Source organism: Methylophaga sp. UBA4204, assembly GCF_002379485.1.
Lineage (GTDB): Bacteria > Pseudomonadota > Gammaproteobacteria > Nitrosococcales > Methylophagaceae > Methylophaga.
In genome coordinates this window covers 43,755-44,392 of sequence record NZ_DFTU01000100.1, presented here as the reverse complement: position 1 = coordinate 44,392, position 638 = coordinate 43,755, and the positions used below count along the sequence as shown (strand labels likewise).

The 638-nt window shown below is 42.3% G+C and carries 1 pseudogene; it reads right to left on the bottom strand.

From position 1 onward, the window contains the following. Positions 1-152: 152 nt before the first annotated feature. A pseudogene (locus B3182_RS15090) lies at positions 153-638 on the bottom strand (ammonium transporter); the annotation flags it as partial.

The following is a 638-nucleotide window of genomic DNA, read 5'->3' as shown; positions in this document are numbered from 1 at the left end:
AGATATCTCCTTGGTAAACACAAGTTTTTTGCCAAAAATCTGATAGTTAGCATCCAGTATCAATGAATTATATGTACTGAACAAAAAAATCCGGCCGAAGCCGGATTTTTTAGAAGTGCAATAAGGCGAACTAACCCTATTTCACATCAAACTCAGGATTTGTTGTCAGTAACTGGATCAACATCCGGCTCAATGTCCCAATAAACTTTATCAAGACCTTCCGCCTGTGCATCATCCGATACATCCAAACCAGTGGTATGCTTCAGAACAAAGGACAATACCAAGGCGGTAATAATACCGAAGCCAAGACTGACCACGATGCCTACCAACTGCATTACCACGCCAATCTCACCATGCTGGAACGCATACGCACCTTCTTCAATACCGAGATAACCACCACGTGGTACACCGATATGCAATAGCCCTGTCATGATAAGACCATAGGAACCTACACCGGCAAATAATGGCAATAATTTATGTTCATCAATTTGTCTTTTTTGCAAAAACTCATAAATGACATAAGCAACAATTGGCGCGCCCAGTGCGACCAAAAACATTTGCCATGGTACATACACGTCAAAACCTGATGCACCAGCGACATAACCTGCCAATGGACCCAGCAGTAAATAGCTGAACTT